14 protein-coding genes are annotated in these 19,952 nt (G+C 44.7%); all 14 read left to right on the top strand.

Annotated elements, in window-relative coordinates:
- Positions 1-8 precede the first annotated feature (8 nt).
- Positions 9-1,526, top strand: coding sequence for an ABC transporter substrate-binding protein (locus DWZ61_RS03740; protein ID WP_118537433.1), 1,518 nt, complete (start codon positions 9-11; stop codon positions 1,524-1,526).
- A 57-nt stretch (positions 1,527-1,583) separates the two neighbouring features.
- Entirely contained in the window at positions 1,584-3,311 is a 1,728-nt protein-coding gene (locus DWZ61_RS03735; protein WP_118537432.1) for a histidine kinase, read from the top strand.
- Positions 3,289-4,875, top strand: a complete 1,587-nt coding sequence (locus DWZ61_RS03730; RefSeq protein ID WP_172594700.1) for a helix-turn-helix domain-containing protein — start codon at positions 3,289-3,291, stop codon at positions 4,873-4,875. Before DWZ61_RS03735 ends, DWZ61_RS03730 begins: the two co-directional genes overlap by 23 nt.
- The gene (locus DWZ61_RS03725) at positions 4,868-6,472 is read left to right on the top strand and encodes a carboxylesterase family protein (protein WP_118537430.1); all 1,605 of its coding nucleotides are present in this window, start codon (positions 4,868-4,870) and stop codon (positions 6,470-6,472) included. Before DWZ61_RS03730 ends, DWZ61_RS03725 begins: the two co-directional genes overlap by 8 nt.
- Entirely contained in the window at positions 6,469-8,670 is a 2,202-nt protein-coding gene (locus DWZ61_RS03720; protein ID WP_347475408.1) for a glycoside hydrolase family 3 C-terminal domain-containing protein, read from the top strand. Before DWZ61_RS03725 ends, DWZ61_RS03720 begins: the two co-directional genes overlap by 4 nt.
- 229 nt (positions 8,671-8,899) lie before the next feature.
- Entirely contained in the window at positions 8,900-9,670 is a 771-nt protein-coding gene (locus DWZ61_RS03715) for an alpha/beta hydrolase (protein ID WP_118502165.1), read from the top strand.
- Positions 9,667-11,244 carry a UDP-N-acetylmuramoyl-tripeptide--D-alanyl-D-alanine ligase gene (gene murF / locus DWZ61_RS03710; RefSeq protein WP_118537429.1) on the top strand — a complete coding sequence of 526 codons (1,578 nt, stop codon included), beginning with the start codon at positions 9,667-9,669 and terminating at the stop codon, positions 11,242-11,244. The genes DWZ61_RS03715 and murF overlap by 4 nt, the downstream gene beginning before the upstream one ends.
- Positions 11,245-11,319: 75 nt before the next feature.
- Positions 11,320-12,501, top strand: a complete 1,182-nt coding sequence (locus DWZ61_RS03705) for a D-alanine--D-alanine ligase family protein (RefSeq protein ID WP_118537428.1) — start codon at positions 11,320-11,322, stop codon at positions 12,499-12,501.
- Positions 12,502-12,735: 234 nt separating this feature from the next.
- Complete coding sequence (locus DWZ61_RS03700) at positions 12,736-13,773, top strand: J domain-containing protein (RefSeq protein ID WP_118537427.1); 1,038 nt, start codon at positions 12,736-12,738, stop codon at positions 13,771-13,773.
- Positions 13,774-13,913: 140 nt separating this feature from the next.
- The gene (locus DWZ61_RS03695) at positions 13,914-14,222 is read left to right on the top strand and encodes a DUF6110 family protein (RefSeq protein WP_118537426.1); all 309 of its coding nucleotides are present in this window, start codon (positions 13,914-13,916) and stop codon (positions 14,220-14,222) included.
- Positions 14,223-14,304: 82 nt separating this feature from the next.
- Positions 14,305-16,392, top strand: coding sequence for a heavy metal translocating P-type ATPase (locus DWZ61_RS03690; protein WP_118537425.1), 2,088 nt, complete (start codon positions 14,305-14,307; stop codon positions 16,390-16,392).
- A gap of 248 nt (positions 16,393-16,640) precedes the next feature.
- On the top strand, positions 16,641-17,387 hold the full coding sequence (sufC, locus tag DWZ61_RS03685; RefSeq protein ID WP_117464643.1) for a Fe-S cluster assembly ATPase SufC: 747 nt from the start codon (positions 16,641-16,643) through the stop codon (positions 17,385-17,387).
- Positions 17,388-17,405: 18 nt separating this feature from the next.
- Complete coding sequence (sufB, locus tag DWZ61_RS03680) at positions 17,406-18,818, top strand: Fe-S cluster assembly protein SufB (RefSeq protein ID WP_118537424.1); 1,413 nt, start codon at positions 17,406-17,408, stop codon at positions 18,816-18,818.
- Between the two features lie 25 nt (positions 18,819-18,843).
- Positions 18,844-19,944, top strand: coding sequence for a SufD family Fe-S cluster assembly protein (locus DWZ61_RS03675; RefSeq protein ID WP_118537511.1), 1,101 nt, complete (start codon positions 18,844-18,846; stop codon positions 19,942-19,944).
- The last annotated feature ends 8 nt before the right edge of the window (positions 19,945-19,952 follow it).

Below are 19,952 nucleotides of genomic sequence, written 5' to 3'. Positions count from 1 at the left end.
GATAACAAATGAAGAAAAAAATTTTATCAATGTTACTCAGTATGGTGTTGACGGTAGCTTGCTTTACGGGATGCGGGAGTAACCCAAGTAGTGGTGGAGAAACCGGTGGAGCAGCTTCTACAGAAACACCTAAAAATCCGGAAGATATGTATACGGTCACAATGGCTGTGATTGGAAATGATCAGGAGGACATGGATCTTGTAGAAGCAGAAATGAATAAAATCCTGGCGGAAAAGGTTGGTGCACAAATTGATGTAATCACATTGGGATGGGGAGTATATCAGCAGCAGTTACAACTTATGTTATCCGGTGCGGAAAAACTGGATTTGGTCCCTATAATGTATAATAACGTGAGTACCTATGTAAACAGCGGTCAGGTATTGGATATGTCTGATTTGATTGACCAGTATGGCGTTAATATGAAAGAAGCTTTGGGTGAAGATATTCTCAAAATTGCTAATATGAATGGCTATGTGTATGGTGTGCCGGTGGAAAAAGAATGGTATGCAGACAGCTGTCTGGTAATGAGAAAAGACATTTTGGACAAATATAATTTGGATGTGTCTAATGTGAAATCTTTGGCTGATTGTGCACCTATTTTCGAAACGATTCATGAAAATGAACCTGATATGAAAATTATTGTAGGCGCTAAAGATGGTTTGATCGGTAACATATATTTTGCCGATGTACTTTCCGATCGCTTTGGAGTATTGGATAATGGCGGTGCTGATACTACGATTGTGAATTACTATGAGACGGATAACTACAAGAATCTGGCTGCTACGGTTCATGATTATTATGAAAAAGGTTATATCGACAAGGATATGGCAACATCTACAGATGCCGGAACCACAATCCTGAAGGCCGGAAATGCATTCTGCTTTGCCACTCCTTATAAACCGGGCGTTGCGGAACAGGAAAGTCTGAATACCGGTTATGAACTGGTGGCTGTAAGAATCAACCCTACTCCTGCGTTTTGCTATACCAATGCTGTTGCCGCAATTACATGGGGAATTGGTCAGAATTGTGAAAATCCGGAGATGACAATGAAAGTGCTGGACTACATGTACGGTGATCCGGAATTAATGAATCTGTTTAACTGGGGTATTGAAGGTGTTCATTATGTCGTAAAAGATGCTGAAAATGATGTGATTGGATTCCCGGATGGGGTAGATGCTTCTAATGCAAAATACAATCTGAATATGGGATGGGAACTTCCGAACCAGTACAAGATCCATGTATGGGAGGGAAGCTCCAGAAAGATTATGGATGCGCAGAAAGAGATGAATGCCACTGCAAATAAGTCAAAAGCATTAGGTTTCATGTTTGATAGTACATCTGTCAGCAATGAGATTGCAGCACTAAACAATGTGGTTAGTGAGTATTCGGCTTCTATCGATTGTGGCGCAGCTGATCCTGCCACGGCCATTCCGGAGTTTAATGAGAAGTTATACGCAGCCGGTCTTCAGACTGTAATGGACGAGAAGCAGAAACAATTGAACGAGTGGCTGGAAAATCAAAAGTAATGTGTTATAATGTGGCTGTGAATAACAGGAATAAATAAATATAGGAGGTCCCGATTAATGTCGAGAAAACATAAGAAGGTCTTGAGAAAAAATATTACTCTGATCATGTGCGCATTAATCGGGACAATTGTTGTTGTATACGGTGTTGGTATGATATTATTCCGTGGATATGTCAAAGAGATAGCAAATATAGCCAGCCGGACATTTGATTTCTACGGGAATGAATTGGATCAAAAAATGAATGGCATTAATACGCAGCTTGTAAACACGTTGTTGAATAATAAATCTATCAGAGAAATAGAAGAGATGGATTTAAACACAGAGGATAACTCTGTGGTTTACAGCATTGCGGAGCAAAATGAATTGAAACAATATTTTCAGGCAATGGCAATTAATTATGGGGACGAATACCATTTTTGGTTTTATAACAAAGACAAAGATATTTTTCTGATTACGGGAGACGATGAATACCTTCAAAAGGAACTTTTTAAAGGATATATTAGGACAGTGGCTTCCGAAGAACGGATTCCTATAACAGAAAAGAGAAAATGGTTTGTGCAGGATGTTCAAGGAACGTTGTTTCTTACAACTACCTTTTGCCTGAAAAATAATTATGTGGGTTGTTGGATACGGCCTGAGAAAATATGCGCTTCTTTTCGAGAAACACAGGAAGATACACTTTCCTTTTTTATTCGGGATTTGAGCACCGGAGTACATTATTTGGAGAATAGCAGTGCATCCGGAAGTATGTTTCAGAAAAATGAAAACATTCAGGAAATAAGTAGCGCGCATTATTGGGAATACGAATTTGAAAATGCAAATGTATCTATAGGAATAGATGTCAGCGACAAAATAAAGAAAAGTGCTGGAACCTATGAAATACTGATGGGAATTACCACAGTATTGATTTGCTTTATGTGTATTGGAGCTTTTTATTATTTCAGGCACTATGTACAAAAACCGTTATACATTTTTGAAGAGAATCTACGAAAATTTCAGGAAACTGGAGAATTAGAGCAAAATAATTATTATGAAGAATTCGAAAATGTAGGTGAAATCTGGAGAAATCTGGAAAAAGAAATTCAGGAATTAAAAGTTCAGGTATATGAAGAACAGCTGGAAAAACAGAAAACTAAAATAGATTATTTACAATTACAGATCAGGCCCCATTTTTATATTAACTGTCTTAATAGCATATACAGTATGGCGCAGTTGAAACATACAGAAGAAATCCAGCAACTGGCATTGTATGTATCCGGATATATGAGATCTATTTTCCGCAAAGGAACGAAGCCTATCTTAATGGATGAAGAATTACAGCAGATTGTAAATTATGTAAAAATCCATAATATTTTATACCGCTATGATTGCAAGTGTCATATCTGCGTAGATGAGCGTGTGAAACAGGCAATGATTCCACCGTTGATAATGATAGTCTTTGTGGAAAACTGCGTGAAGTACACGGTAGGAAGCAAAAGAAAGATAGAAATTAGCATTGAAGGAAGCTTTCTGGATGAGGAACAGAAAAAAATACGAATTCGTATAGCGGATAATGGTCCGGGTTTTCCTGAGAATGTGTTAGAAAAATTTCGAAAGAATGAATTTGGAGCAAATGATGACAGATTCCAAATTGGAATACGCAATACAAAAGATCGGCTTCAACTGCTCTATGGGGCGGAAGCAAGTCTCATGATAGGTAACGGTGAAAACCTGGGAACGGAAGTTATAATAATAATTCCGTATCAAAACGGAGATGAAAAGAGTGAATATTCTATTAGTAGATGATGATGTGAATGTGCTGGAAAGTCTGCAGTTTGGGGTTGCATATTCGTCACTGGGAATAGAAAAGATTTACGTTGCTGAAAATGCTGCGGATGCCAAAAAGATACTTAAGAATGTACCGATCCATATTATGGTAACAGATATAGAAATGCCAAACGAATCGGGAATTGAATTGTTAAAATGGACAAAAACACAGAATTTAGACGTGGTTACTATATTCTGCACGTGTTATGCAGATTTTAATTATGCCAAAAAGGCTGTGGAACTTCAATGTTTTGACTATTATCTGAAACCGATTTCTTTTGACGATTTTGAAAAAATAATATCTAGGGCTGTAGAAAAAGTCAGACAAGAGAGCAGGAAGAAAACATATTATCAGTATGGCGTGTATTGGTTGGATGATGTAAAAAACAGAAAAGCACATTTTTGGGAGCATATCATGTTTCCGCTGGCAATTCCGGATGAAGAACTTTTAAATGCATTGATTGAAGACAATCGTTTGGAATATGACACTGAGCAGTTGTTTGATGTTTTTTTGCTACATACATATGAAGAAGAGGAACGTTTTCAGAATCTGACTTCAACAATGAGCGAATTTATTATTAAAAATGTCGTTACAGAAATTTTTAGCGATATGTGCAATATGGAGACCATAGTGAAGTATGGAGAGGATACCTATGTGATTGTAACCCGTAATCTAAAAGAAAATGCGGAGATGGTACTGAAGAAATTGATTATGCAGTGTGATATCCATCTTAATTGTCGAATGCGTGTATTTTATGATCTTGAATGTCCTCTGCCCGCCGTAAAGGAATGTTTTGAAAGGTTGATTCATATTTGGAATGAAAATATCAGCAACGATGTACAGATATTCTGGGCGCGGACATACCAAAGGGAAGAAAATACATATTCATTCGGTGCTATTGGAGAATGGGAGATTTATCTGAACACAGGTGCGGTGAATAAGATTTTAGATGAAATCGATCACTATTTCTCAGAGAAAAAGAGACATCATGGGTTAACAGCGTATGAATTAAAAGCTATGCAGGTGAATCTGATTCAGATGGTGAATACTGTGTTGATGAAAAACAATATCGAAGCCCATGAGCTATTTGTAAATACGGAATATGAAACTTATCGGAAAATGTCATTGAAGAATTATGATAACTATATGGAATTTTGTAAATATTTATTGCAAAAAGCATATAGCTATATTGCCTACGTAAGAGAAAATACATCTATTGTAGAGGTAGTTAAAAAATATATTGAAGAACATTATAATGAGGAAATTTCCAGAAATGAGCTGGCAGGAATTGTATATTTAAATGCAGATTATCTGGCAAGACTTTTTAAAAAAGAAGAAGGAATCTCTATTACCGATTATGTTATTCGTATGAGGATAAAGAAGGCGTCTGAACTGTTACAATACAGTGACATCTCTATTAATGAAATTGCTATGAAAGTGGGATATGATAACTTTTCATATTTTTCCAGATTATGTAAAAAAGTGTTGGGATGTAGTCCGAAAGATTATAGAAAAAAAGCAAAGGAGAAATTAAATGAGTAGTTATTTTGAATGTTCGGGAAATGGACCGATTGTGACAACAAAAGCAGGAAAAATAAGGGGATATTTGTGGAATACAACATATACATTTCAGGGGATTAAGTATGCAAATGCAAAAAGATTTCAGATGCCGGAGGAAATTCAGCCGTGGGATGGGATAAAAGATGCTACTTCTTATGGCTATGTATGTCCATTGTTAACCCAGGATGTTCCCAACGGTGAAATTATGGTTCCTCATAGATACTGGCCTATGGATGAACACTGTCAGTATTTGAACGTTTGGACGCAGACGTTGGATACTTTGGCAAAAAAACCGGTTATGGTATGGCTTCATGGAGGTGGATTCTATGCAGGATCTTCTATCGAACAGATAGCATATGACGGTACAAATTTAAGCCAATTTGGGGATGTGGTTGTAGTATCATTGAATCATAGATTAAATCTTTTGGGATATTTGAATTTGTCAGAATATGGAGAAAAATATTGGAACTCGGGAAATGTTGGAAATGCTGATATTGTAGCGGCATTGCGCTGGATTAGAGACAATATTGAAGCGTTTGGCGGGGATCCTCAAAATGTAACGTTATTCGGGCAATCCGGAGGAGGCATGAAAATATGGACGCTGATGCAGACACCGGAGGCTGATGGCTTGTATCATAAAGCGATTATTCAGAGCGGCGTATTGGAAGATTTTATTGATGAAGAGAATACAGATGCCAAACCACTGATCCGGGCAATGCTGCAGGAGCTTAATATGGAAGAATCGGATATTGAGAAATGGGAGGATATGCCTTACAGAGAGCTGGCAGATGCTTATAATAAAGTATCCGATAAAGTACTGGCTGAAGGTGGTTATATAGGAGGACATCCGATTCGGAACTCTTATTACATGGGGGATCCCTTAAAAATTGGATTTTCGGAATATGCTCAAAAGGTGCCGGTGTTAATAGGAAGTGTGTTCGGAGAGATGGGATTTGCACCCGGGCTGATCGGAAGGAATCAAATGACACAAGAGGAATTGATCAGGATTGTCGAAAAACGATTTGGTGAACATACTCAGTCTGTGATTCAGGCATACGCGCAGGCATACCCGGGAAGAAGCATTGCAGACTTAACTACATATGATATTTTTTTCAGAAAACCGGTAATTGATTTTGTGAAAAAGAGAAAGACATACAAACAATCTAATATATATGCATATGTCTTTGCTGTTGAATTTCCTCTGGATGATGGAAAGCCGGCATGGCATTGTTCTGATCTGGCTTTTGTATTTCATAATACAGATAAGGTTCCCGTGGCTAATATGCCGGGAGTCACGGATAAACTAGAAGAAAAAATGTGCAAGGCATGGGTGAATTTTGCTAAAACAGGAATTCCATTCATTGATGAAACGATTGCTTGGCCGGCCTGTACAGAAGAGACAGAAAATTATATGGTTATCGACAATGATAAATGGCAGGTAAGAGAGAAGTTTGATTACGAATTAGTGAAACAGGTAGCGGACAGTGGCATGAAATCTCCATTTTCTATAAAAGAAAGGAGAAAAATGTTGCAGAAAACTCAAAAAGAAGCAGAAGAGAAAGGCGTATTTTTACATTGAAGACAGAAAAAATAATAACTGAATTATTGGAACAGATGACCTTGGATGAAAAGATCGGGATGGTTCATGGAAATGGATTGTTTCAGAATAAAGGGGTAGAAAGACTGGGAATACCTTCTATGAAATTTTCAGATGGACCTATGGGTGTTCGGAATGAGTTTCAAAATGATAAATGGATTCCCCTGGGCAATACTGATGATTATGTATCTTATCTTCCAAGTAATAGTGCTATAGCATCTACATGGGATGTCGATGTTGCATATGAAGTTGGCAAGGTCCTGGGAGCGGAAGCCAGAGGCAGAGGAAAAGACATGATTTTGGCGCCGGGAATTAATATCAAACGAAGTCCCTTATGTGGGAGAAACTATGAATATTTGAGTGAAGACCCCGTGCTGACAGCAGAGATGGCAGTTGCTTTGATAAAGGGAATACAGCAGAATGATGTGGCAGCCTGTGTAAAACATTTTGTGGCAAACAATCAGGAAACTAATCGACTGCATGTGGACACTAAAGTAAATGAGAGAACCTTGCAGGAAATATATTACCCGGCGTTTCGACAGTCTGTGCAGAGGGCAGATGTTTATTCGGTTATGGGAGCCTATAACAGATTAAACGGTACCTATTGCTGTGAAAATAATCTGTTGCTGAAGGAAGTATTGCGTGATCAATGGGGATTTGAAGGAATTGTAATCAGTGACTGGGGAGCAGTGCATAATACGTTAGATGCGGGGCAGGCAGCACTTGATATTGAAATGTCAGTATTTGATAATTTCGACGAATATTGTCTGGCAGAACCTTTGAAACAAAGGATCTTGGATGAATCAGTAGATATGGCGTGTCTGGATGCAAAGGTACGTAACATCTTGCGAGTAATGTTTAAGTTAAAAATGATTGGAAAGGAAGCGGTACATCGAAAAAACGGCTCCTATAATACTATGGCGCACCGGCAGGTGTTGAAAAAAGCAGCGGAAAAATCTGTTATTTTATTGAAAAATGATAGTAAATTATTGCCACTTGGAAATACATATCATAAGAAAATTGCAGTCATAGGTTGTAACGCAGACCGAATTCACTCGGGCGGTGGAGGTAGTGCAGAAATTAAGGCTTTGTATGAAATATCACCGCTTCTTGGAATCAAAATGGAATTTGGAGGTAATGCAGAAATAGTATATGAACCGGGGTATTATATTCCGGAAAAAAAGGAGCTTAACGGAGAAAACTGGCAGGCTTCCAGTGTGGATGACAAAGAAAAAATACAACAACAGATCCGCAGGATGAGAGAAGAAAAAAGAAGATTAAAAAAGGAGGCATTTTATTCAGACCTATCGGAAATTGAGGAAGAATATCACAGAAGAGCTCTGAAGCTTGCTGAAGAGAGCGATATTGTTCTGTTTGTAGGAGGGTTGGATCATGAATATGACATTGAGGGAGAGGATCGTCCCTGCATGAAACTTCCGTATCATCAGGATGAATTGATTACAAAATTATTAAAGGTAAGACCGGACACAATTGTAACTATGATAGGAGGATCTCCGGTGGAGATGCCATGGGAAGAAAAAGCAGGTACAATTTTGTGGTCTTATTATGCCGGAATGGAGAGTGGCACAGCCCTAGCGGGAATCCTCACCGGAAGAATCAATCCCAGTGGAAAACTGGCAGAAACTTTTCCTCGTGTTTATGAAGATACACCGACAGGTCATAACGGACAATTTGGGAGAGATAATATGGTCTGTTATGAAGAAGAAATTATGGTCGGATATCGTCATTATGAGAAAAATGATATTTTGCCGATGTTCTGCTTTGGACATGGACTCTCTTATACAGAATTTGCGTATCACGATCTGCAGGTGAAACAAGATAATGATGCAAAAGACAGAGTGAGCATATCGTTTGATATAGAAAACGTAGGTCAAATAGACGGAAGAGAGATTGTACAGATTTATGTGAGGGATGAGGAGTGTACAGTAATCAGACCAGAAAAAGAGTTAAAGGCATTCAAAAGCATTACGCTGAAAGCGGGGAGTGTATGCAGAGTAGAGATTACTTTGGATAGTATGGCGTTTTCATTTTATGATGAGAAGAAACATGATTTTTGTGTGGAACCCGGAATTTTTGAAATATGTGTAGGCAATTCAACGCAAAATATTTTATTGCATCAGAAAATTGAATACCCTAACTGCAGTAAGCAGAATGTGTGAAATCCCGATTCTAATTCATTATAAAATAAAGGATAAACTAGCTACCGCTTTGGGCTGACTGATGAGACCGTCAGCTCAAAGCGGTAGTTTTATTATTTTATGGAATTATGAAAGCGGTTGTCAAATTGGAAAGCGGAATGCGGAATCCTTAGGATATGGCTTGCCATTGTAGCAGATTCCGATTATAATAAAAGATTGTAACGGCAACGGCTTGGAATTGGGGATTATCATGAATATAGTAGTAGACGGATATAATATATGTTATAAAACAACCGGTACCGGCGATAAGACGGTTGTGATCTTACAGGGCTGGGGTACGGATCTGGGAGTGTATGATTCCGTAGCCGGTGTGATAGACGGCAGCAGGTACCGTGTGATCCAGTTCGATTTCCCGGGCTTCGGCGGCAGCGATGAACCGAAGGAACCCTGGGATGTAGACGGATTTGCGGATTTTTTCTGCAGATTTATGGAAGTAATGCAGGTAAAGCAGGCCACCCTCATCGGGCATTCCTACGGTGGCCGCGTGATCATCAAGCTGGCAGCCAGAGAGAGCATCCCTTTTGAGATCACAAACATTATCCTGATCGACAGCGCAGGTGTCCTGCCGGTGCGTACTACTGCACAGAAATGGAAGATCCGCAAGTACAAGATCCTGAAGAAATTCCTGAACATGAAGCTGATCTATGCTATGTTCCCGGAGGTGATCGATGACTGGAGGAGCCGACAGGGATCGGCAGACTACCGCAATGCGACACCCATGATGCGTCAGTGTATGGTGAAGGCAGTGAATGAGGATCTGACGGAGTTGCTTCCGAAGATCCGTCAGGAAGTGCTGCTGATCTGGGGAGATCAGGATACGGCAACTCCTATCCGGGATGCACATATTATGGAAGAGAAGATACCCAACTGCGGTCTGGCAGTGATCCCGGGAACCGGTCATTTTTCTTTCCTTGAGAAGCCGGCACAGTTCCGGGGAATTATGGAGGCATATTTGCAATGATCATACGTGTGCTGATAGCGGTCGTGCTTGCTGTTCCGGCATATTTTTATACCATGCGGTATAACATTCATATGTTCCAGCAGAACGGCTATAAGAATAAAGAACACCTTCACTGGCTGAAGAAGAAGTTCCGGCTGCAATGGATTCTCTATTTTGGTCTGGCACTGGGCATTGTAACCTGTGTGTTTCCGTACCTTGCCCTTGAAATCTTCGAGTATCTGGTACTGTTCGTGATCATCGTGGTATATCGTGCCATGAAGCGGATGAATACGAAGAAAAAGCTGGTGTATACTGCCCGGGTCAAGAGATTGCTCGCTACGGAGCTGATCCTTACGGCTGCGGTATTCGCTCTGGTGTGTGGATTTGGCGGAATGAAGCGGATCCCGGGGCTGTGCCTGATCCTGGTATCTGTGAATCTGTTTCTGGATATTGTGGCTAATGTCATCAATCATCCCATGGAGGCGGGGATCAATCAGCATTATATCAATGACGCTGTGAGAAAGCTGAAAAGCGTCCCGGGACTTACCGTCATCGGTGTGACCGGCAGCTACGGCAAGACCAGTGTGAAGTTCTATTTGCAGACACTTTTACAGGAAAAATATAACGTACTGGTGACGCCGGAGAGTTTCAATACGCCTATGGGTGTGGTGCGGACCATCCGCGGTTCCCTGAAGCCCACCACGGAGATCTTCGTCTGTGAGATGGGTGCCCGCCATGTGGGCGATATCAAGGAGATCTGCGATATGGTGCATCCCGATCACGGTGTGATCACATCTATCGGACCGCAGCATTTAGAGACCTTTTTTAACATGGAGAATATTCAGAAGACGAAGTTCGAGCTGGCGGATGCCCTGCCGGAAGGCGGCATGCTGTTCTTGAACGGTGACAACGATTATATTCAGCAGCAGGCAGCTTCTCCCGCGTATGATCAGACCCCGGAGAAGATCTTCTATTATTCCGAAACGGAAGGGACAGGATACTGTGCCAAAGATGTGAAGGTATCCCAGTTAGGTACGGAGTTCACGGTAGTGACCCCGGACGGCGAGAGCGAGAGATTCCAGATGCGTCTCATCGGGGCCCACAATGTCATCAATGTGGTGGGGGCTATCGCAGTTGCTCATAGAATGGGCATGACGCTGCAGGAACTGCGGATCCCGGTACGCCGGATCGAGCCGGTGCCCCATCGTATGCAGATGCGGGAGCACGGTCTGGTGACGATCATCGATGATGCTTACAATTCCAACCCCGTAGGTTCCAGGGCAGCGGTCGAGACGCTGGCTATGTTTGACGGTATCCGGATCCTGATCACGCCGGGCATGGTGGAGCTGGGTGACAAGGAAGCGGAATACAATCATAAATTCGGTAACTACGCAGCGGATTGCTGCGATTACATCCTGTTAGTGGGCAGACGGCACACCGAGCCCATCAGGGAGGGCGTGCTGGAGAAGGGATTCCCGGAAGAGAAATGCCTTGTATTCGACAAGCTGGAGGAAGCTGTATCTTACGCCTATGCCATCAAAGGGCAGGGACATAAGTATATTTTATTAGAGAATGACCTGACGGATAACTATTAGACGACTCAGAGGCGATTTCGCGAAAGTGGTTCCGGATAGTTGACAGAGAGTAGTAAAATTCAGGAGGGAAAATAAATGAAGACAAGAGTAGCAATGCTGTTTGGCGGCAAGAGTGTAGAACACGAAGTATCAGTGATCTCCGGCATTCAGGCTGTCATGAATATGGACACAGACAAATACGAAGTGATCCCGGTCTATATGACCAAGCGCAATGAAATGTACATCGGTGAGGAGATCGGCAAGATCGAATCCTACAAAAATATCGATGAACTGTTGAAAAAGTCCCAGAGAGTCATCATGACCAACGAGGACGGCAAGGTATTCCTGACTCCGTTCCCGGTGAAGATGTTCGGCGGGAAGAAGCCGGTAGAGATCGACGTGGCTTTCCCCGTAGTCCACGGTACCAACGTAGAGGACGGCGCTTTCCAGGGTTACCTGAAGACCATGGGTATCCCCTTCGTGGGATGTGATGTGACCGCATCTGCCATCGGCATGGACAAATACATTATGAAAGCTGTCTTAAAGGAATGCGATGTGCCGGTACTGGATGCACAGCTGTATACTCTGGCAGATTATGCGGAGATGGAGACACTTCTTGACAAAGTGGAAAAGGGACTGGGTTATCCCGTGATTGTAAAGCCTGTCAACTTAGGTTCCAGCGTAGGTATCAGCGTGGCAAAGAACCGCGTGGAACTGACCCATTCCGTGGACGATGCTTTCAAGTATGCCACTAAGGTACTGGTGGAGCATGCCATTACGAATCTGCGGGAGATCAACTGCTCCGTACTGGGAGATGAGAATGATGCCATCGCCTCTGAGTGTGAAGAACCCCTGCATACCAAAGATATCTTAAGCTATGAAGACAAATATGTCAGCAATGCCAAGGGCAGTGGTTCCAAGGGCATGGCGAGCGTATCCCGCAAGATTCCCGCAGAGCTGTCACCGGAGAAGAGAGAGGAAGTCCGGGAGCTGGCAGTCAGATCCTTTAAAGCACTGGGCTGTAACGGTGTGTCCCGTATCGACTTTATGATCGATGAGGACAACGGTAAGCTGTATTTTAACGAGATCAATACCATCCCCGGATCACTGGCATTCTATCTGTGGGATCCGGTGGGCGTTCCTTACAAAGAGCTTCTGGACCGTATGATCCAGCTGTCTTTGAAGAGAGCCCGCACCGAGGAGAGACTGACCTTTACCTTTGACACCAATATCCTGAATTCCGCAAGCTTTGGCGGTTCTAAGGGTGGTAAATTGTAATAGCCGGTTTATGGATTTTATGATTATTTAATATATTTTTTAGCACTCTGGACTTGCGAGTGCTAATCTATAGTGATAATATAATCTCTGTAAAAGCAACAAGCGACTGCAGCAGCAGACAATTGTTTGAAAAGAGATGTGAAGTGGTCAGCCGCGCAGGGAACTGTGTGGCTGATTTTTACATGGAGAACGTCTTGGTTGTGTGGCTCACCGGTTGGGCAGAATGGAGGGAATATGACGAAGACAACAAAAAGAGATTATTATGAAGTACTGGGTGTCAGCAAGACAGCGGACGCCGCAACGATAAAAAAAGCATACCGGAAACTGGCGAAAAAATACCATCCGGATACCAATGCAGGAGACCCTGTGGCAGAGGAGAAGCTGAAGGAAGTCAACGAGGCTTACGATGTGCTGGGGGATGAAAAAAAGAAGAAACTATACGATACTTACGGTTTTGCCGCTTTCCAGGAGGGATTTAACGAGGAGGCAGCCAGACAGTATCAGGAGCAGTTTAAGAACGGAGGAGGTTTCCACTACAATGGAGGTACCGGCGGCTTCGGCACCGATGGATTCGGCGGCTTTGGCAACGGCACGTTCCATTACAGTACAGGAGGAAGCGGTTTCGGTACCGGTGATTTCGGCAGCTTCGGCGGGGATGAGGATATTTTTGACAATCTGTTCGGTCAGTATTTCAAGGGACAGAAAGGCTCCGGACGGGGCAGCCGGGCGAACTACCGCAGCAAAGGTCAGGATGTGGAATCCGGCATCACCATCAGCTTTGACGAAGCAATGCATGGCTGCGACAAGACCTTTACTTTAAGAGATCCGGCTACCGGCAAGTCCGAATCCGTGCAGGTGCACATTCCGGCAGGTATCGATACCGGTAAAAGTATCCGCCTGAAAGGTAAGGGTGGTGAAGGTTACTCCGGCGGTGAGAGCGGTGACCTGTATCTGAAGGTGACGGTACAGGAGAAGCCGGGCTGGGAGCGTAGAGGACAGGATCTGTATACCACGGTCAATATCCCCTATACTACCGCAGCCCTGGGCGGCGAGATCCGTGTACCCACGTTGTACGGCGATGTCATGTGCAAAGTGAAGGAAGGTACGCAGTCCGGAAGTAAGATCCGTCTGAAAGGCAAGGGTGTGGTATCCATGAAGGATAAAAATGCCCACGGCGATCAGTATGTCGTGATCCAGATTCAGGTGCCTAAGAATCTGACCCCGGCAGCAAAAGAAAAATTACAGGAATACAAGAAGGTCAGTGGATTTTGATCCACTGGCCTTTTGTGTTTTTTGATAAATGATAAAATTTTTCATTAAACGAAAAAAGCTGGAAATAGGAAAAACAGGTGCTTATAATATTCATTCATAAATAGAATAAACAAAAGACTTCACACAGGAGGAAATGAATTATGTTGAAATGTTTGAAAAAGATTGATAAAGCTAAAACCGGTATCTTCGCAGCAGGCGTTCTGTTCGGAACCGCAGGTATCAAAGTACTGTCCAGCAAGGATGCGAAGAAGCTGTACACCAACTGCACCGCAGCTGTTTTGCGTGCAAAAGAGTGCGTAATGAAGACGGCTACCACCATTCAGGAGAACGCAGAGGACATCTACGCAGAAGCTCAGCAGATCAACGAGGAGAGAGCAGCACAGGCAGCTCAGGAGTTTGACGGTGAGGTTGAGGCAGAAGCAGCAGAGACTGCAGCAGATGCTGAATAATCCATCGAAGCTTACAACACAGAATAAATGACACCTGCATGCTCCGGCATCGCAGGTGTTTTCATGAAAGCAGGCATAAATTATGAGATTTGTGATCAAACATGAGATAAAGGGGAGACTCAGGGTTCACATTCTGCAGAGCCGCATGAGCTTTGCGCAGGCAGATACACTGCAATACTATCTGGACGGACAGAATAATATTGTCAGTGCCAAAATTCAGGAGCGCACCCTGGATGTCACGGTAGTCTATACCGGTTCCAGGGAGGAGGCACTGAAGACACTGGAGAATTTTACGTATCAGGGTACGGAAGTACCGGAGAATTATCTTGCTAATTCCGGCAGGGAGATGAACCGGGAATATAAGGATCAGCTGATCAATAAAGTGGTAATGCATTATGGGATCAGGCTGTTTTTACCCATGGATATCCGTTCCGTGATCACCACGGTAAAATCTTTCAAATATCTCTGGCATGGAATCAAGACCCTGGCAAAGGGCAAGATCGAAGTACCGGTACTGGATGCCACTGCTATCGGTGTATCTGTGCTGCGCGGTGATTACAACACCGCAGCCTCTGTGATGTTCCTGTTAGGCATCGGTGAGATTTTGGAGGAGTGGACGCACAAAAAGTCTGTCGGTGATCTGGCGAGGAGCATGTCCTTAAACATTGACAAGGTATGGGTTGTGAGCGACGGACAGGAGATCCTGGTGCCGTCCACATCCATTAAGTCAGGAGATCTGGTAAGGATCCACATGGGCAATGTGATTCCTTTCGACGGTACAGTGACGGATGGAGAAGGTATGGTGAATCAGGCATCTCTGACCGGAGAATCCGTTCCGGTGAGAAAAATTCCCGGTGGAACTGTCTATGCCGGAACTGTGGTAGAAGAAGGTGAGCTGACTATCTGTGTGAAAGAAAACGGCGGCTCCAGCAAATATGAGAAGATCATGACCATGATAGAGGAATCCGAGAAGCTGAAATCCTCTCTGGAGGGTAAGGCAGAGCACCTGGCAGATAAGCTGGTACCCTATACTTTCTTAGGCACCGGTCTGGTATGGCTGTTCACACGGAATGTGACCAAGGCATTATCCGTGCTGATGGTGGATTTCTCCTGCGCATTGAAGCTGTCTATGCCGTTAGCGGTATTGTCTGCGATCCGTGAGGCAAGCACCTATGAGATCACGGTGAAGGGCGGCAAATACTTAGAGGCTATGGCAGATGCCACCACCATTGTATTTGACAAGACCGGAACACTGACCAAGGCACAGCCCACGGTGGCAGATGTGATATCCTTTAACGGGCAGTCTGCGGATGAGCTGCTTCGGATTGCTGCCTGCCTGGAGGAGCATTTCCCTCATTCCATGGCAAAGGCAGTGGTACGTGAGGCAGCCCGCAAGGAGCTGGTGCATGAAGAACTGCATACCAAAGTGGAATATATCGTGGCTCACGGTATTTCTTCTACCCTGGATGGCAAGAAGATCATTATCGGAAGTTATCACTTCGTATTCGAGGATGAACAGGCACAGATTCCGGAAGGCAGGCAGGAACTGTTCGATCAGCTGCCTGAGGAATACTCCCGCCTGTATATGGCAATTGACGGCAAGCTGGCTGCAGTGATCTGCATCGAGGATCCTCTCAGAGAAGAGGCCCCGGAGGTCATCCGACAGCTGAAGAGTCTCGGAATCCACAAGGTAGTCATGATGACAGGAGACAGCGACCGTATCGCCGGGGCAATTGCGGGTACCGTCGGTGTGGATGAGTATTATTCCGAGGTGTTGCCGGAAGACAAGGCAAGGTTCGTGGAGCAGGAGAAGCAGGCAGGCCATAAGGTCATTATGATCGGTGATGGCATCAACGATTCCCCGGCATTGTCTGCGGCAGATGTTGGTATTGCCATCAGCGAGGGCGCACAGATCGCCAGAGAGATCGCCGATGTCACCATCGGTGCGGACAATCTGTATGAAGTAGCGACCCTGAAAGAATTGAGCAACTCCCTGATGGAGCGGATCCATAAAAATTATCGCATGATCGTAGGTATCAACACCGGACTGATCATTTTAGGTGTGGCAGGTATCATTCCTCCCACTACGTCCGCTCTTCTGCATAATACATCTACCCTGTGGATCAGCACCAAGAGCATGAAGAACCTTTTGGATAGAGAAGAAGCATAAAAAGAGAAGAAGCATAAAAAGAGAAAAAGCAAAGGCCATTGTGAGAGAAAAAGAGAATTCCTCGCAATGGCTTGTGTTTTCTTTTGTAGTAAGCTGCTGCTAACTGAAAAATGTAATACAAAAAAATGTAATACAATTTGAACGGAATGTACGGTACTTTTGTAGGAATTATATGTTGCATATTTGCAGATGTATGTATATAATGATATAGTAATTCCTAGTTGGACGCTAGAGATAGGAGGAAGTATATGTCAGAACAATTATTACAGGTGCGTAACTTGTCCGTAAGTGTAGAGGACAAGCCCATCCTTCATGGAATAGATTTAGAGGTTCGTCCCGGAGAGACCCATGTCCTCATGGGACCCAACGGTGCGGGCAAATCCACGTTGGGTTACACCATCATGGGAAGTCCCCGTTATGAGGTGACCGGTGGTGAGATCCTGTTCAAAGGAAAACAATTATTGGAGGAGACCACAGACCAGAGAGCCAAGGATGGTATTTTCCTGTCCTTCCAGAATCCCCTGGAGGTACCCGGAGTATCGCTTCGGAATTTCATTCGTAATGCCGTGGAACAGAGAAGCGGTTCCCGTATCAAGCTGTGGACATTTAAAAAGGAACTGGAGAAAGCTATGGAAGTCTTACAGATGGATCCTTCCTACGGTGACCGTGATCTGAACGTGGGATTCTCCGGCGGTGAGAAGAAAAAGGCGGAGATCTTACAGTTACTTATGTTAAAACCCTCGTTGGCAATCTTGGATGAGACGGATTCCGGCCTGGACGTGGATGCAGTGCGTACCGTATCCAAGGGCGTGGAAGAGTACCAGAAGGACAAAAAGGGTGCGCTGTTGATCATTACCCACAGCACCAGAATTTTAGAGTCTCTCCATGTGGACAAGACCCATGTACTGGTGAATGGTAAGATCGTGGCATCCGGCGATGCTTCTCTCGTAGACGAGATCAACGAGCATGGTTTTGAACGTTTTCTGGAAGCGTAAAGGAGGTCGACGATCCGAATGAGTGAAAGAGAAAAGACTTATGTGGAGGACGTCAACAGAAGCATTTATGATATTCGCAATGAAGAAAAAGACGTCTACCGCATTCAGAAAGGACTGACGCCCGCCATTGTGGAAGAGATCTCCGCGAAGAAGAACGATCCCGCATGGATGGCGAATTTCCGTCTGCAGTCATTGCAGATCTATAACGAGATGGAAGTCCCCGACTGGGGTCCCTCTATTGAGGGTCTGAACATGGAAGATATCGTAACCTATGTAAAACCCAATACCCATATGAGCGCCAAATGGTCCGAGGTACCGGAGGATATCAAGGATACCTTTGAGAAGCTGGGAATCCCGCAGGCGGAGCGGAAGTCCCTCGCCGGTGTGGGCGCCCAGTACGATTCCGAGCTGGTATATCACAATGTCAGGGAAGAAGTGGCAGCCCAGGGTGTAGTCTATACCGATATGGAGAGTGCCCTGAATGGGGAATATGCGGATATGGTGCGGAAGCATTTTATGAAGCTGGTGCCCCCCAGAGACCACAAATTCGCAGCGCTGCACGGTGCTGTGTGGTCCGGCGGCTCCTTCGTATATGTTCCCCCCGGAGTGTCTGTGACGATCCCTTTGCAGTCTTATTTTCGACTGAACGCACCGGGAGCCGGACAGTTCGAGCATACCCTGATCATTGTGGACGAGGGTGCATACCTGCATTTTATCGAAGGCTGTTCCGCCCCGAAGTACAACGTGGCGAACCTCCATGCCGGCTGTGTGGAGCTGTTCGTGGGGAAAAATGCAAAACTGCGTTACTCCACCATCGAGAACTGGTCCAAGAATATGTACAATCTGAATACCAAGCGGGCGTTGGTGGAAGAAGGCGGTACCATAGAATGGGTATCCGGTTCCTTCGGATCCCACGTATCCTATCTGTACCCCATGAGCGTGCTGAACGGTAAGGGGGCCAGAGCGGAATTCACCGGTATCACCTTTGCGGGAGCCGGACAGAATCTGGATACCGGCACCAAAGTGGTCCACAATGCACCGGAGACCACTTCCTATATCAATACCAAGTCCATCTCCAAGGATGGAGGTATCAGTACTTTCCGAAGTTCCGTAGTGGTGAAGAACAGTGCGGCAAAGAGCAAATCCGCCGTATCCTGTCAGTCCCTGATGCTGGATGACAAGTCTCGTTCCGACACCATCCCGGCCATGGATATCCGTACCCAGGATGCCGATATTGGACACGAGGCGAAGATCGGCCGGATCAGCGATGAAGCAGTGTTCTATCTGATGTCCCGCGGTATCTCAGAAGAGGATGCCAGAGCCATGATCGTCAGCGGATTCGCAGACAATGTATCGAAGGAGCTGCCGTTGGAATACGCGGTGGAGATGAACAATCTGATCCGTCTGGAGATGAAGGGCAGCATCGGTTAATGTGGCAGGAGGAATGGAGATCAGTATGGAAAAAGAATATAATATGACCATTAACAGACTGCCGGCGAAGACCTGGAACTGGCTTCGCATGAACGAGACGCAGTTGGAAAAGATAGAAGTACCTACGGCAGGAGGGGTAAAGGTAAGCCTGCCGGAAAAAATAACAACAGTAGAAAATGAGGGATCCCAGCCCTGGAATGCGGATTTTGCAGGCATCCCATCCGGCATGGGAGAGGACATGGACGGTCTTCTGACAGCAGCGGGAGTGAAGGCACAGCATTATGAGGTGTCTGAGGAAACCACAGAAGCACAGCCGTTGCTGTTGGATTATACCTACGTACAAAATAGTTTACAGGCCGGTGCCGTAGCAGTGAGAGCCCGGAAAAACAGTGAAATCACCGTGATCGAGGACTTTGCTTCCGACAGGGAGGCGTCAGGGCAGGCGGCAGTATCCACCAGATTGCATCTGGAAGAGGGAGCGAAGATCCGCCTGATCCAGATTCAGAGACTGGGCAATGGATTTACCTTTATGAATGATATCGGAGCCCTGTGTGAAGAGAAGGCTTCCCTGGAAGTGATCCAGCTGATCCTCGGCGGAAAGAATACTTACCTTGGATGCAAGACTACCTTACAGGGCAGAGAGAGCAGCCTGAATGCCGACACCGCTTATATCGTGGGCGGTGACGGAAGACTGGATATGAACTATGTAGCTGTGCATGAAGGCAAAAAGACCCAGAGCAATATGCAGGCCGGCGGCGTTCTGCGGGATCATGCTTTCAAGCTGTATCGTGGCACCATTGATTTCAAATGGGGGGCTAAAGGCGCAGTAGGCAATGAAAAAGAGGATGTACTGTTATTATCCAACGATGTGGTGAACCAGACCATTCCCCTGATCCTCTGTGCGGAGGAAGATGTGGAAGGTAATCACGGCGCCACCATTGGCAAACTGGACGATGAGCTGCTGTTCTACCTGGAGAGCCGCAGCATGAACAGAGAGCAGATCTATGAGATGATGGCTATGGCCAAGGTGGATGCGGTCTGCCGCAAGATTCCTGATGCAGCTACACGGGCTAAGGTACAGGAGTTCCTTGGCAGAGCCGGGGAAGAAGAGGAAGCGGAAGAGTAAGATAACAG

It is taken from the genome of Clostridium sp. AF34-10BH (assembly GCF_003478095.1).
Classification (GTDB): Bacteria; Bacillota; Clostridia; order Lachnospirales; family Lachnospiraceae; genus Acetatifactor; species Acetatifactor acetigignens.
This window is presented reverse-complemented; position numbering and strand designations above follow the sequence as displayed.